A 15,199-nucleotide genomic window follows, 5' to 3' on the forward strand; every position below is an offset into this window, starting at 1 on the left:
CCCCACGGATCAGCCGAGCTGAGGGATTACGGCTTCTTCAGGTACAGGTCGTTGATGTCGATGTAGCTCGACTCCGTGCTGTACCGGGCACCGCCGATGTTCGAACCGTAGAGCTGGATCTGCTTCGAGTAGTACACCGGGGCACCGGGGTTGATCTCCTCCACGATGCGCTGGTGAGCCTGCTTCCAGGTCTTGGCGGCTTCCTCGGGCTCCTGCGTCACGGCCTTCTGGATGAGGGCGTTGACCTGCTTGTCGTTGATGTGCGAGTAGTTCGGCGAACCGTCGGCGACCTGCGTGCCGTCGTAGACCGGGGTGATGACCGTGCCCGGCGACGGCCAGTCCTGGCCCCAGCCGGTCATGTAGAGGTCGTACGGGTTCTTCAGCTTGCCGACCTGCTCGTAGAAGGTCGCGCGGTCGATCTCCTTGGCCTGGACATCGAAGCCGAGCTTGTTCAGCGCGTCCTTGATGATGACCATCTGGGCCTGGCCACGCGGGGTGTTGGAGTAGGCGTAGCTGAGCTTGGTGCCCTCCTTGAAGCCCGCCTCCTTCAGCAGCGCCTTGGCCTTCGCCGGGTCACCGTTGGGCTTCTTCAGCTTGCCGAACGGGTCGTACGTCGGGTCGAAGCCCGGGAGGGTCGGCGCCATCAGACCGCCGGCCACCTCGCCGCCGTAACGGCCGCCGTCCGCCTGGACCATGGACTGGTTCGGGATCGCGTAGGTGATCGCGTCGCGGACCTTCTTGTCCTTCATCTTGGCGCTGTCGAGGTTGAAGGAGAGCTGCCACACGTAGGGCTGGTAGCCCTGGATGGTGCGCTTCTTCGCGGCCGCGTTGCCGATGACCGTGGACAGCTGGGCCGGGTCCACCGAGTCCGTGAACTGGATGGCGTTCTTGGCCTCGCCCTGGTCGGCGAGCAGGCGCTTGGTCTGGCTGGCCTGGTCGATGGTGTTGCTGAAGTTGTAGCCGTCGACGTACTGGTGGCGCACCGAGTCCGTCTTCGGGTCCCACTGGGTGTTCTTGACCAGCGTCACCGACTTGCCGGCCTTGTACTCGGCGACCTTGTACGGGCCGAGGGAGGCCGGAGCCTTGTCGTACTTCTCCTTCGTGTCCTGCTTCTTGGGCACGATGGCGTAGCCGGCCATGGCGAGGGCCTGCGGGAGGTCCGGCTGGGCGGTCTTGAAGCGGAAGACGACCGTCTTGTCGTCAGGGGTCTCCAGGACGGAGTCCGGCAGGTGCTTGTTCTTGTACGGACCGTCCGGCAGCGCCTTGCGGTACTCGGGGCCCGAGAGCCAGTTCTGGACGTAGGTCGGGCCGTCGAAGATGAACTTGGCGTACATCCGCTCGATGGTGTGGCGGACGTCGGCGGACGTGATGACGTTGCCGTCCTCGTCCTTGATGCCGTCCTTGAGGGTGTACGTCCAGGTCTTGCCGCCGTCGGACGACTTGCCGGAGTCGGTGGCGACGTCACCGACGACCGTCAGGTTGCCCTTGTCGTCCTCCTGGAAGTTCGTCAGACCGCGGTGGACCAGGTTGGCGAACTGGCCCGCGTCGCTGACGTAGATCTGGCCCGGGTCCATGTGGGTCAGGTCGGACTGCTGGTAGACGTTGATGGTGCCGCCGGTCTTGGCCCCCGCCACCGCTTCGGCCGGGCCGTTGGACGCCTGGGCATCACCGTAGGCGACAGGCGTCGACTGCGAGGCGGCATCTTCCTTGGACTTGGAGTTGTCCTTGGAGTTGTCCTTGCCGCTGTCACTGGAGCAGCCGGTCAGCGCCAGCGACCCCGCTGTGATGGCGACGGCTATGGCGCGCACGGTGCGCGTTCTGATGGGCTTCATGATGCCGATGCACCTACCTGTCGATAGTTGTCCACGAGTACTGCCTGACGGTCCGGTCTCCCGGAACGGGGGTGGCAGTCCCCCCACCACCAATGGACGGTTAGCGTCCGGTCTTGGGGTCGAAAGCGTCCCGGACGGAGTCGCCGAGAAGATTGAAGGCGAGCACGAAGACCACCATCGCCACGCCCGGGAAGAACATGAACATCGGGTCCTGCTCGTAGATCTCGGAGCCGATGGCGAACATCCGGCCCCAGTCCGGCGTCGGCTCGACGAAGCCCACACCGACGTACGAGAGGAAGGCGATGGAGAGGATCGAGCTGGGCAGCATGTAGGTGCCCTGAACAAGGATCGGCGTGACGATGTTCGGCAGGATCTCCTTGCGCACGATGCGCGTCGGAGAGGCCCCCGAGACCTTGGCCGCCTCGACGAACTCCCGCTCCCGCAGGGAGAGTACGGAGCTGCGCACCAGGCGGGCCATGCCCATCCAGCCGAGGAACCACATCACGAGGATGATCGCGACGGCACGCAGATAGACCGGGGTCTCGTCCGTCGGGGAGACGAACAGCGCCGTGACCACGGGCATGAAGGCGATGAAGAACAGCTGCTGCGGGAACGCCAGGAAGAAGTCGGTGATCCGGCCCAGCCAGTAGTCGACCTTGCCGCCGAAGTAGCCGCTGACCATGCCGATGACGACGCCCGTCAGAACGCTGAACACCGTGACCAGGACCGCCATGTAGAGCGACGTCCGCATGCCGTACAGCAGCATCGTGAACACGTCGCGCCCGAGCTTGGGCTCGACTCCGAACCAGAAGTCACCCGACATTCCCCCGAAGGAGCCGGTGGGCATGGCGAAGTCGTCGAGCAGGAAGGGGTAGTCGGGCTCCTGCGCGTACAGCGTGTACGGATCCTTGCCGTACAGCGCCGAGATGACCGGGGCCAGTGCGGCGATCGCGAAGAAAAAAATCACGACGCACGCGGAGATGACTCCGGTACGGTCTCGCTTGAAGCGATGCCACATCAACTGCCCGGGGGAGCGGCCTTCGAGCTTCTCCGCCTCGACCGGCTCGGTGTTCGACGCGAGCTCGGGGTCCAAGGCCGCCGACGGCCCGGAGCCCTCGGCCTTGGTTGGACTGGTCATCTTTGTTCTTCCCCCGGGGGATGGAGAGTTGAGCGCAGCACAGATACCGGCAGGTTCTGTGGTTTCAGGGAACTTTCACCAAGTGGGTCAACGCGCGTCAAGGGCGGAAGACATAGGGATCTCCCTACCGTCGAAATTTTGAGCAAAAATTGCAAAGATTGACACCTGCGCGCGCTTGACAGGTGAGATGAGATTCCGGCGAAACGGACACTGTTGACGATAATTTCGTTTACGTGTCCGAAACTTGATTGGCCGATGCCCGATATGCGAACGCCGCCGCTTCCATTGCACCGTTGCCCGAACTGACACGGTTTCGGCGTCCGGGTACACCGAAGGCCCGGCTCCCCACTTCTGTGCGGAGAACCGGGCGTTCAGCAGCCCTGAGAGGGCGTCAGCCGTGCTTGGCGCGGCTCGCGGAGCGGGCGCGCGTGCGGGCGTCCAGGTTCACCTTGCGGATGCGGACCGACTCCGGGGTGACCTCGACACACTCGTCGTCGCGGCAGAACTCCAGCGACTGCTCCAGCGAGAGCTTGCGCGGCGGGACGATCGCCTCGAACGAGTCGGCCGCGGCCGACCGCATGTTGGTGAGCTTCTTCTCCTTGGTGATGTTCACGTCCATGTCGTCGGAGCGCGAGTTCTCGCCGACGATCATGCCCTCGTACACCTCGGTGCCGGGGTCGGTGAACAGCACGCCGCGCTCCTGGAGGTTCGTCATCGCGAAGGCTGTGACGGCGCCGGCGCGGTCGGCGACCAGGGAGCCGTTGTTACGGGTCGTCAGCACGCCGAACCAGGGCTCGTGGCCCTCGTGGATGGAGTGCGCGATGCCCGTGCCGCGCGTGCCGGTCAGGAACTCCGTACGGAAGCCGATGAGACCGCGGGACGGCACGACGAACTCCAGACGCACCCAGCCCGAACCGTGGTTGGACATGTTGTCCATCCGGCCCTTGCGGACACCCATGAGCTGCGTGACCGCGCCCATGTGCTCCTCGGGCACGTCGATCGTCATGCGCTCCACGGGCTCGTGGACCTTGCCGTCGATCTCCTGGGTGACCACCTGGGGCTTGCCGATGGTCAGCTCGAAGCCCTCGCGGCGCATCTGCTCGACCAGGATGGCGAGCGCGAGCTCACCACGGCCCTGGACCTCCCAGGCGTCGGGACGCTCGGTGTCGAGGACCCGCAGCGAGACGTTACCGATCAGCTCGCGGTCCAGGCGGTCCTTGACCTGACGGGCGGTGACCTTGCGGTCCTTGACGGCGGCCTTCGCGGAGGCGCCCTTGCCGGTGCCGCCACGGCCGACCAGCGGCGAGGTGTTCGTACCGATGGTCATCGAGATCGCCGGCTCGTCGACCGTGATCAGCGGCAGCGCGATCGGGTTCTCGGGGTCGGCGAGGGTCTCACCGATCATGATGTCCGGGATACCGGCGACGGCACAGATGTCACCGGGGCCCGCCATCTCGGCGGGCTTGCGGGTGAGCGCCTCGGTCATCAGCAGCTCGGTGATGCGCACGCTGGACATGGTGCCGTCGCGCTTGATCCACGTGACGGTCTGGCCCTTGCGCAGCTCGCCCTGCTCGACGCGGAGCAGCGCGATACGGCCGAGGAAGTTGTCCGCGTCCAGGTTGGTGACGTGCGCCTGGAGGGGGGCCTCCGTGTCGTACTCGGGGGCCGGCACGTGGGACAGGATCGTGGAGAAGAACGGCTCCAGGCTGTCGCTGTCGGCCGGGACGGTGCCGTCCTCCGGCTTGGTCAGCGAGGCCACGCCGTCGCGTGCACACGCGTAGACGATGGGGAACTCGATCTGCTCCTCGTCCGCCTCCAGGTCCAGGAAGAGGTCGTAGGTCTCGTTGACGACCTCGTCGATCCGGGAGTCCGGGCGGTCGGTCTTGTTGATGCACAGGATGACCGGCAGACGCTGCTGGAGCGCCTTGCGCAGCACGAAACGGGTCTGGGGCAGAGGGCCCTCGGACGCGTCGACGAGCAGCACGACCGCGTCGACCATCGACAGACCGCGCTCGACCTCGCCGCCGAAGTCGGCGTGGCCCGGGGTGTCGATGATGTTGATGGTGATGACATCGCTGCCATCCTTCGGGTGGTACTTGACGGCCGTGTTCTTGGCCAGGATCGTGATGCCCTTCTCACGCTCCAGGTCGTTGCTGTCCATCATGCGGTCGTCGAGCGACTCGGCGGCGTGCGCGGCGAAGGCACCGGCCTGCTTGAGCATGGCGTCGACCAGGGTGGTCTTGCCATGGTCGACGTGGGCGACGATGGCGACGTTGCGGATGTCGTGGCGCGTGGCCATATTGAGGCGCTTCTCCCGGAGTGAGTGAACGGCCTCCGCTGCGCGGGGCCCTGCCGGGCTGAAACGTGCCACGGCCTTACCCCATCGTACGGGGCCGCTGCCGCTTGGGCTCGACGGGGCTCTGGCCGGTGGTCACAGTGCCGGCCGGTGGGGGCTGGTCGCGCAGTTCCCCGCGCCCCTTACGGGGCGCTGCTGGTCTGCGGCTTTGTGCCCTTTTTCAGGAAGCCCATGTCCTCGTAGAGAGGGGTCTGGAAGCCGAAGGCGCCCGCGTTGGCGAGGTTGGTCCGGGCCGCGGTGAGCTGGGGGCGCTGGTAGAGGGGGATCGAGCCGGCGGCGGCCCAGATGCGGGCGTCCGCCTTGCGGACCAGGGAGCGGGACTCGCCCGGGTCGAGTTCGGCGATGGCCTGGTCGAAGAGCTGGTCGACCTGGTCCGTGCCGACCCGGGTGTAGTTCTGCTCGACGTTCAGGGAGCCGTCGGCTGCCGGGACCGGCTTGGAGTAGATCGGGCGGGCGTCGGTCGCGGGGAACGCGGACGCGGGCCAGGAGTACAGCGCCAGGTCGTACTGGCCCGAGGCGATGTGGTCCTTGAAGTAGCTCTCGTCGGCGACCTTGGAGATCTCCGTACGGATGCCGATACGTTCCAGCATCCGCGCGATCCGCTCGCCGACCGCCCGCAGCGACTGGGAGCCGGGGCCGGACGGGAGCACGAAGCGCAGCGACAGCGGCTTGCCGTTCTTGGCCAGCGGTCCGGCCGCGGCACGTCCCGGGGCGGCGGTGCCCTTGGGTGCGTAGGCCCCCGGGGCCCCGCCGTGCTGGAACTGCGACTGGCCTTCGCGGGCAAGGTTCTTCTCCACCTTGCCGGACGTGCCCGGCCCGTCCATCTTCTGGTTCTTCTCCGTCTCGGCCTTCTGCTTCTTGCCGATCCGCTGCTTCTTCCCGGCCTTCTGCTTCTTCGCCTTCTTCGCCTTCTCGGCCTGGCCGCGTACGCCCAGGACGTACGCCTGGTCGAGGAGCGCGACCCGCTGCAGTTCAGTCAGGGGCGCGGGCACGAGCAGGGCCGGGGCACGGTTCTCGCCCGGCTTGTCGTCGCCCGGCTTCCCGTCCTCACCGACGATGTACGTACCGTCGTCCCCGGAGCTCTCGGAGCTGCTGGAGCTGCTGGAGCTGTCCGAGCTGCCGGCGCTGTCGGAAGTACTGGAGCTGCCCGAGCTGCCGGAATCCTCGGAGCTGCCCGAGCCTTCGTCCGTGTCCGTGTCCGTGTCCGAGTTCGTGTCCGAGTCCGCGGGGGTCCCCGACGCCTTGGACGCCTCCGAACCCGCCGGTTCCTTCGAGGCCCCGGCGCCGGCGGCCTTCTTCTCCTTCTGCTCCTCCTTGACGGGACCGCCGGACACCCACCCGGCGTCGGCCAGCAGGGCCTGCGCCTCCTTGGTGTCCTGGCCGCCGAGCGCTCCGCTGTTGTCGGCGTACGCGTGCTGTCCGGAGAGCGCGAGATGGCTGCCGACGGGCTCGGCGGGCAGGCCGAGCGGCCGGAGGACGACGCGGGCGAGTTCCTCCCGGTCGAGGGCGCGGGCCACGGCCCGGCGGACCCGCTCGTCGGCGAGCGGACCCTGCTCGCCGTTCAACGCGAGCTGGGTGAAGGCGGGTTCGAGGGACTTGCGGACCTCGAAGCCGCGCAGGGACGACTGCTCGTCCGCGTACTTCGCGACGGCCTTGCCCCGCTTCTTGCGGGCCAGGATCTCCTCGTCGGCCGCCTCCTCGTCGGAGCCGTGCGCGATCGCCCAGGAGCGCAGCGACTTGCCGGGCGTGAGGGCTGCGCCGGGGCCGTGGGCGAGCGGCGCCCCGTTGCCCTTGCCCTTGTCGCGGGCGGCGAGCGTGATGCGGTGGGCCTCGGAGGAGTCGATCTCGGCCAGGTCGACCTTGCCCTCGGCGAGCGCGGCGGTGCGCTTGTCACGCGGTACGGCGCGCAGGACCAGCTCGGAGAGCTTGGCGGGGCGGCCCCACCAGCGCGGGTTGCGCTTCAGCCTGACCTCGCCGGAGTCCTTGTCGACGGTGTCGAGGGCGAAGGGACCCGCGGTGACCTTCAGCTTGCGTCGGGCGCCGTCGTTGAAGGCGTCCGGGGTGCCCATCACTTCCTTCGGGTACAGCGGCGAGAACAGCGACTGCCAGTCCGCGTACGGCTTGCTGAAGGTGACCCGCACCTCCAGGTCGTTGGCACCGCGTTCGATCTTCTCGATGCGGTCGTAGCCGGCGTTGCGGGCCGTCCAGTACGCGGTGTCCTTGCCGGACAGGGCGCGCCACTGGGCGGCGAAGTCGGCGGCGCCGATCTCCCGGCCGTCGCTCCAGACGGCCTGCTGGTTGAGCTTGTAGAGCACGACCTGTCTGGGCTCGCGGTCGACGATCTTCGCGGACTCCAGGTAGTCGGGGTTGCGCTGCGGCCGGCCGTTCGCGTCGAGCCGGTACATGGAGGGCAGCACGGCGCCCGCGACCTTGGAGGTGGCGGCGTCCGCGTCGGCCTGGAAGGCGTTGAGGGTCTCCGGGACGGCGTCCACGGCCCAGCGCAGGGTGCCGCCGTCCGCGATCAGACCGCGCTCCGCGGGGGCGATCTCCTGACCGGCGGTGGGCTTGCCCGCCGGGTCCTTCTCACTGCATCCGGCCAGGGCGGGCACCGCGAGCACGCCCGCCGTGAGGAACGCGACCGAGCGCATCACCGCGCGGGGTCCGACGCCGTCGTGGGACATGACTGGTACCTCCGGGGCGGTGCTGATCACGATGAGCAGTGCGGACAGGGCAGGTCAGGAGCTGTGATCTAGATCACTTTTGGCGGTATAATGGAGCTGATCTGATCTATCGCCCCACTGAAGGGGAGAGTCGCCGCCTCCGGGCGGCGACACGGCGACCGGCCCACGGAAGCCCACCCGTGCGGCCCAACGCCTCCGCGCCACCGGGCGCGCCCCCTCCCGGCCGGGGGCGCACGCAGGGCGTGCAGAGAGCGACACGATCCGGTAATCCATGCAGATCCCTTCACAGGGGCCGATGTGACGCGCGACACTCGCAGGCGCATGAACGTTGCCGCCTTGGGCCGGAGGTCCGCGGAAGTGAGGGCAAGTCATGTCCGTGCACGATGACCTGACGTCAGTCCAGCGCTGTCTCGACGACCTGGTGAGGTCCGTGAAGCGTCTGGAACAGCAGATGGGTGGCGGCGGCCTGGAGATGCGCAGGGTGCGCACCGACGCCGACCACCTCCGCGAGAGCGTTGCGCTGCTCCGCGAGGCCGCACCCGGCCTCGGCAAACCGCGGCGCCCCGACCTCGTGTCCATCCCCGACACCCCCTACGACAACACCCTGTGGACGGACACGGACGACGAGGGACTCGGTGCCCACCACGGCCCCAACCACTGAGCGCCCCCTCGGCACCGGCACGCCCCTGAACCCCGACCGGAGTCTGTGTTGGCCACTGGTACGGAACCCCAAATGAACAGCGGCGGCGTACGGACCCGTACGCGCGCCGCGATCGACGCCCCGCATCTGCGGACCGACCGCTGGTGGCTGGCGCCCGCCGCCACCGCGGCCGGGCTGCTGGCCTTCGTCGTCTACTCGACCTGGCGGGCGTTCGCGAACAGCGACTACTACGCGGCCCCGTACGTCTCGCCGTTCTACTCGCCCTGTCTGGCGGAGAACTGCGAGCCGATGCGGAGCGGCCCGAACTGGGAGATCTTCGGCAGCTGGTGGGGCCTGTCGCCCGCGCTGCTGATCCTGATCTTCCCGCTCGGCTTCCGGCTGACCTGCTACTACTACCGCAAGGCCTACTACCGCGGCTTCTGGGCCTCGCCGCCGGCCTGCGCGGTCGCCGAGCCGCACAAGAAGTACACCGGCGAGACCCGCTTCCCGCTGATCTTCCAGAACATCCACCGCTACTTCTTCTACGCGGCGGTGCCGGTCGCCGGGATCCTCACGTACGACACCGTGCTCTCCTTCCGTGACGAGCACTACGAGTGGGGCCACATGGGGCTCGGCACGCTCGTGTTCCTGGTCAACATCACGCTGATCTGGGCGTACACCCTGTCCTGCCACTCCTGCCGGCACATCGTCGGCGGCAAGCTCAAGCACTTCTCCAAGCACCCGGTGCGCTACAAGACCTGGCAGTTCGTGGGGAAGCTGAACGCCCGTCACATGCAGCTCGCCTGGGCGTCCCTGGTGAGCGTGGCGCTCGCCGACTTCTACGTGTACCTGGTCGCCTCCGGCGCTTTCGACGATCCGAGGTTCTTCTGATGTCCGTGGTCGACCGGCAGGAGTGGGACGTCGTCGTGGTCGGTGCCGGGGGCGCCGGCCTCAGGGCCGCCATCGAGGCACGTGAACGCGGGGCGCGTACGGCCGTGATCTGCAAGTCGCTGTTCGGCAAGGCGCACACGGTGATGGCCGAGGGCGGCATCGCGGCGGCCATGGGCAACGTGAACTCCGGCGACAACTGGCAGGTCCACTTCCGCGACACCATGCGCGGCGGCAAGTTCCTCAACCAGTGGCGGATGGCCGAGCTGCACGCGCAGGAGGCCCCCGACCGCGTCTGGGAGCTGGAGACCTGGGGCGCCCTCTTCGACCGCACGAAGGACGGGCGCATCTCGCAGCGCAACTTCGGCGGGCACGAGTACCCGCGGCTCGCGCATGTCGGCGACCGTACGGGCCTGGAACTGATCCGGACCCTCCAGCAGAAGATCGTCTCCCTCCAGCAGGAGGACTTCAAGGAGACCGGGGACTACGAGTCCCGCCTGAAGGTCTACCAGGAGTGCACGGTCACCCGGATCCTCAAGACTGTGTCCGACGGCGGCTCCGCCGCGGGCAGCCGGGTCTCCGGAGCCTTTTGCTACGAGCGCGAGTCCGGCCGCTTCTTCGTCCTTGAGGCTCCCTCGGTGGTCGTCTCCACCGGCGGCATCGGCAAGTCCTTCAAGGTGACGTCGAACTCGTGGGAGTACACGGGCGACGGGCACGCGCTGGCACTGCTCGCGGGTGCGCCGCTGCTGAACATGGAGTTCGTGCAGTTCCACCCGACGGGCATGGTCTGGCCGCCGTCCGTGAAGGGCATCCTCGTCACGGAGTCCGTGCGCGGGGACGGCGGGGTCCTCAGGAACTCCGAGGGCAAGCGGTTCATGTTCGACTACATCCCCGACGTCTTCAAGGAGAAGTACGCGCAGTCGGAGGAGGAGGGGGACCGGTGGTACGAGGACCCGGACCACAACCGACGGCCCCCTGAGCTGCTCCCCCGGGACGAGGTGGCACGGGCCATCAACTCCGAGGTGAAGGCCGGCCGCGGCTCCCCGCACGGGGGCGTCTTCCTGGACGTGTCGACCCGGATGCCCGCCGAGGTCATCAGGCGCCGACTGCCGTCCATGTACCACCAGTTCAAGGAGCTCGCGGACGTCGACATCACCGCCGAGGCCATGGAGGTCGGGCCCACCTGTCACTACGTGATGGGCGGGATCGCGGTCGAGTCGGACAGCGCGTCGGCGCGTGGCGTGCCCGGTCTCTTCGCGGCCGGGGAGGTCGCCGGCGGCATGCACGGCTCCAACCGGCTCGGCGGCAACTCCCTCTCCGACCTGCTGGTGTTCGGGCGGCGGGCCGGCCTGCACGCGGCGCAGTACGCCACAGGACTCACCGGGGCACGGCCCCTGGTGGACGAGGTCCAGGTGGACACGGCGGCCGCGGAGGCCCTGCGGCCCTTCTCCGCCGAGGGCCCCGAGCCCGGCGCGGAGAACGGCCGGCCGCCGGAGAACCCGTACACCCTCCACCAGGAACTCCAGCAGACGATGAACGACCTCGTCGGCATCATCCGCCGTGAGGCGGAGATGGAGGCGGCCCTGGAGAAGCTCGCCGACCTGCGCGTACGGGCCCGGCGGGCCGGGGTCGAGGGGCACCGGCAGTTCAACCCCGGCTGGCACCTCGCACTGGACCTGCGGAACATGCTGCTCGTCAGCGAGTGCGTGGCACGGGCCGCGCTGGAGCGGACGGAGTCGCGGGGCGGCCACACGCGGGAGGACCACCCGACGATGGACCGGGCCTGGCGGCGCGTGAACCTGCTCTGCCAACTGGTCGACCCCTCCGGCGGGTTGGCGGCGACCGACCCCGTGCGCGGGCAGATCGACCTGGTCCGCGAGACCACCGAACCCATCCGCCCCGACCTGCTCGCCCTCTTCGACAAGGAGGAGCTGGTCAAGTACCTCGCCGAAGAGGAGCTCTACGAGTGAGCAGCTATGAGGCCCGCTTCAAGGTGTGGCGCGGGGATGCCGAGGGCGGCGGCCTGGAGGACTTCGGGATCGAGGTCAACGACGGCGAGGTGGTGCTCGACATCATCCACCGCATCCAGGCGACCCAGGCGCCCGATCTGGCCGTGCGCTGGAACTGCAAGGCGGGCAAGTGCGGTTCGTGCTCGGCGGAGATCAACGGACGTCCGCGGCTGTTGTGCATGACGCGGATGTCGGTGTTCACCCGCGAGGAGACGATCACCGTGACCCCGCTGCGGGCGTTCCCGGTCGTACGGGATCTGGTGACGGACGTCGGCTTCAACTACATGAAGGCGCGGGAGGTGCCCGCGTTCGTGCCGCCGGAGGACCTCGGTCCCGGTGAGTACCGGATGATGCAGGAGGACGTGGACCGGTCGCAGGAGTTCCGCAAGTGCATCGAGTGCTTCCTGTGCCAGGACACCTGCCATGTCGTCCGCGACCACGAGGAGAACAAGACGGCGTTCGCGGGCCCGCGTTTCCTGATGCGGGTGGCCGAGCTGGACATGCACCCGCTGGACGCGGCCGAGGAGAGCGGCCTGGACCGCAAGAAGACCGCCCAGGACGAGCACGGCCTCGGCTACTGCAACATCACCAAGTGCTGCACGGAGGTCTGCCCCGAGGGCATCAAGATCACGGACAACGCCCTGATTCCCTTGAAGGAACGGGCGGTTGACCGTAAGTACGATCCGCTGGTGTGGCTGGGCGACAAGATCCGCAGGCGGCCGTCCGGGGCGGTGTAGGGCGCGGGACCCGGCGGGGGTCAGAACAGGCTCAGCAGAGCCTCTGCCGGGTCCGTGAGACCTGTCGTGCCGTTGGGCAGGGGGAGTTCGAACCAGACCGTCTTGCCACGAGGTGTGCGGCGGGAGCCCCAGGCGGCGCTCAGGAGACCGACGAGCTGGAGGCCTCGGCCGCCCTCGTCCGTGTCGCGGGCGCGACGCCGGCGGGGCTGCACCAGGCCTGCGTCCCAGACCTCGCAGACCAGGGTGCGGTCGAGGAGGAGACGCAGACGGATCTCGCCCTCGCCGTAGCGCAGGGCGTTGGTGACGAGTTCGCTGACCAGCAACTCGGCCGTGTCGACGAGGGGTTCGAGGTCCCAGCTGAGGAGCTGGCCCCGGGCGTACTCCCGTGCGCGGCCCACGCTGCGCGGCTCGCGCGGCAGCGTCCAGTCGCCGACGGACTCGGCCGGCAGCCCCTGGACACGTGCCATCAGCAAGGCGATGTCGTCCTCGCCGTGATGCGTGTCGAGCGTGTTGAGAATGTGGTCGCAGACGTCCTCCAGAGGGCTGGAGGGGTCCGTGAGGGCGCCCACGAAGGCCTGTAGGCCCTCGTCGAGGGGGTGGTCGCGGGATTCGACCAGTCCGTCGGTGTAGAGCGCCAGAAGAGCACCTTCCGGCAGCTCCACCTCCACCTCCTCGAACGGCTCGCCGCCGACGCCGAGCGGCATCCCCGGCGGTACGTCGAGCATGAGCGCGCTCTCGCCCGGCTCCACGATGACCGGCGGGAGGTGGCCCGCGTTGGCGAACGTGCAGCGGCGGGTGACGGAGTCGTAGACCGCGTACACACAGGTGGCGAGGTAGACCTCGGAGAGGTCGGCGTCCCGGGACTGGCGCGCACCGCGCGTAGACTGCTGGACCCCGCCGGGCGTTCCCAGACCGCGGGCGATCTCGTCCAACGCGGAGAGGACCTCGGCCGGTTCGAGGTCGAGCAGCGCCAAGGTACGTACGGCCGTGCGGAGTTCGCCCATCGCGACGGCGGCGCGCAGACCGCGGCCCATCACGTCGCCGATGACCAACGCCGTGCGGTGGCCGGGGAGTTCGATGACGTCGAACCAGTCGCCGCCGACCTCCGTGGCCGCGTTCCCGGGAAGGTAGCGGCAGGCGATGTCCAGGCCGGATGCCTCCGGGTCGCCCGGAGGAAGCAGAGAGCGCTGCAGTATCAGGGCGCGCTCGTGCTCCCGCCGGTAGAGGCGGGCGTTGTCGATACAGACCGCGGCGCGCGAGGCCAGTTCGACCGCGAGGGAGCTGTCGCGTTCCCCGAACGGCTCGCTCCCCTTCGTACGCGAGAACTGGACCAGGCCTACGACCGTGTCGTGGGCGACCATCGGCACCGCGAGCGTGGACTGGATCAGGCCGCCCTCCTCGCCGGCGACTCTCTGCAGGCGGGCGGTCCGCAGGGCGTCCGCGAAGGGCGAGTTGAAGGCGTAGTGGTGGACCGCGCCGACGTTCACGGGCTCCGGACCGCTGATGAAGGGCGCGTCCGAGACGGCGCTGGCGTAGGCGACGCGGCGCAGCTCGGCGCTGCCGTCGGCGAGGCCCGGCGGGGTCTCGTCGCCGGCCAGGAGGCCCTGGTAGAGGTCGACGGAGGCGAGGTCGCAGAAGCCCGGGACGGCCACATCGAGGAGTTCGCGGGCCGTGGTCTCCAGGTCGAGGGAGTTGCCTATGCGTGCGCCCGCCTCGTTCAGAAGGGCGAGATTGCGCCGTGCCTGCGCGGCCTCGCGGGCCGCGGCGCGGCGTGCGGTGATGTCGGTGCCCAGCCAGGCGATGCCTATCGGACGGCCCGAACCGCTGTGTACGCGATAGAGGTTGATGGACCAGTGGCGGCGCTCACTGGAACCGGGCACGGTGCCGCTGACCAGCAGCTCGTTGACCATGTCACCGGTCTCCAGGACCCGCCGCAGAATCGCGGAGACCCGCTCGGCCTCGCCCGGGGCCAGATAGTCCTTGACGGTGCGTCCGCGATGGTCCTCGACGGTGCCGCCGAAGACCGAGGCGAACCGCTCGTTGGCACGGCGGATGCGCAGGTCCGGGTCGATCAGCAGGAAACCGAAAGGAGATTGGCCGAAAATGGCCTGCGAGGCGGCAAGATCGGTCTCGATCCGGCGCAGAATGCGTACGTCCACGACGATGCAGACTGCGGCCCGCTCGCCCTCCTCGGTCCGCGTCGGCATGACGTAGACCTCGGCGAGTCCTTCGGCGGCCAGGCCGGTGCCCTCGGGGTCGGGCAGCCGGAAGGGGACCACACCGGTCCACTCGCGGCCGTCGAGGACTTCGGCCATCTTCCGCTGGCCCAGCTCGCGCTTGTCCTCGGCGACGAAGGCCTCGATGGGGTCCATGCCGACGGCGCGCTCGGTCGGGATGCCGAAGAGCTGCTCGGCGCGCAGACTCCACTGGTCGACGAGGCCGTCGGGGCCGATGGAGAACGAGGCGACCTTGATGTAGTCGTAGATCGATCCGGGCGGACTGCTCTGCCACACGACCTGGCCGGGCACCTCGCCCGGCGCCTCGACGGGCACACCGGATATTCCGCCGTGCTCCGCGCCCCGCGCCTCGTCCGGCACCGGCAACGCGCCATCGCCTGTTGTCGCATCAGCCATCGCGCCGCCCGACGGGTCCTCGGACTCCGTGGCCTTCGCTGGTATCTCGCTCACGCGAACCGTCCCCTCCAGCTCACCGCGTCCGGCACCGGTCACCGGAGGCGGCTGCCCGCAGTATCCAGCACTACGGTGCCGCACAACACGGTGTTCACGATCACAGCACGGTCCCGATGCTTTTAGGACCCGCCGCGACAAACACTCCCAGTCTTCTAACCATGTGGGACCCCGTCGAATCACGGACTTGGGGGTGGCTCGTGTGTCCGAGGGGTCGGGGGTTGTTCGGGG

At 68.6% G+C, this 15,199-nt stretch carries 9 protein-coding genes; 4 read left to right on the plus strand and 5 right to left on the minus strand.

Annotation, left to right across the window (positions count from 1 at the left end):
- Positions 1-26 precede the first annotated feature (26 nt).
- From O3Q52_RS08005 to O3Q52_RS08020, 4 genes are all read right to left on the minus strand, one after another.
- Entirely contained in the window at positions 27-1,832 is a 1,806-nt protein-coding gene (locus tag O3Q52_RS08005; RefSeq protein WP_269648107.1) for an ABC transporter substrate-binding protein, read from the minus strand.
- A gap of 100 nt (positions 1,833-1,932) precedes the next feature.
- Positions 1,933-2,970: an ABC transporter permease gene (locus O3Q52_RS08010; RefSeq protein ID WP_269648108.1), complete on the minus strand. Its 1,038-nt coding sequence runs from the start codon at positions 2,968-2,970 to the stop codon at positions 1,933-1,935.
- A gap of 391 nt (positions 2,971-3,361) precedes the next feature.
- Complete coding sequence (gene typA / locus O3Q52_RS08015) at positions 3,362-5,269, minus strand: translational GTPase TypA (RefSeq protein ID WP_269648109.1); 1,908 nt, start codon at positions 5,267-5,269, stop codon at positions 3,362-3,364.
- A 179-nt stretch (positions 5,270-5,448) separates the two neighbouring features.
- Entirely contained in the window at positions 5,449-8,007 is a 2,559-nt protein-coding gene (locus O3Q52_RS08020) for an ABC transporter family substrate-binding protein (RefSeq protein ID WP_269648110.1), read from the minus strand.
- Between the two features lie 370 nt (positions 8,008-8,377).
- Here O3Q52_RS08020 and O3Q52_RS08025 point away from each other — a divergent pair, with 370 nt between their 5' ends.
- The 4 genes from O3Q52_RS08025 to O3Q52_RS08040 all read left to right on the plus strand — a co-directional run bounded on the left by O3Q52_RS08025 (position 8,378) and on the right by O3Q52_RS08040 (position 12,281).
- Complete coding sequence (locus tag O3Q52_RS08025) at positions 8,378-8,668, plus strand: hypothetical protein (RefSeq protein WP_269648111.1); 291 nt, start codon at positions 8,378-8,380, stop codon at positions 8,666-8,668.
- Positions 8,669-8,740: 72 nt separating this feature from the next.
- Positions 8,741-9,538, plus strand: coding sequence for a hypothetical protein (locus O3Q52_RS08030; RefSeq protein WP_269648112.1), 798 nt, complete (start codon positions 8,741-8,743; stop codon positions 9,536-9,538).
- The gene (locus O3Q52_RS08035; RefSeq protein ID WP_269648113.1) at positions 9,538-11,505 is read left to right on the plus strand and encodes a fumarate reductase/succinate dehydrogenase flavoprotein subunit; all 1,968 of its coding nucleotides are present in this window, start codon (positions 9,538-9,540) and stop codon (positions 11,503-11,505) included. The genes O3Q52_RS08030 and O3Q52_RS08035 overlap by 1 nt, the downstream gene beginning before the upstream one ends.
- Positions 11,502-12,281, plus strand: coding sequence for a succinate dehydrogenase/fumarate reductase iron-sulfur subunit (locus O3Q52_RS08040; protein WP_269648114.1), 780 nt, complete (start codon positions 11,502-11,504; stop codon positions 12,279-12,281). The genes O3Q52_RS08035 and O3Q52_RS08040 overlap by 4 nt, the downstream gene beginning before the upstream one ends.
- Before the next feature lie 20 nt (positions 12,282-12,301).
- On the opposite strand, the gene O3Q52_RS08045 is transcribed toward O3Q52_RS08040, so the two are convergent.
- Positions 12,302-14,968 (minus strand): SpoIIE family protein phosphatase, encoded by a 2,667-nt coding sequence (locus O3Q52_RS08045; RefSeq protein WP_269648115.1) that lies wholly within the window; start codon positions 14,966-14,968, stop codon positions 12,302-12,304.
- Positions 14,969-15,199 lie beyond the last annotated feature (231 nt).

Origin of the sequence: Streptomyces sp. ActVer (genome assembly GCF_027270795.1) — a bacterium.
GTDB classification, from domain to species: domain Bacteria; phylum Actinomycetota; class Actinomycetes; order Streptomycetales; family Streptomycetaceae; genus Streptomyces; species Streptomyces umbrinus_A.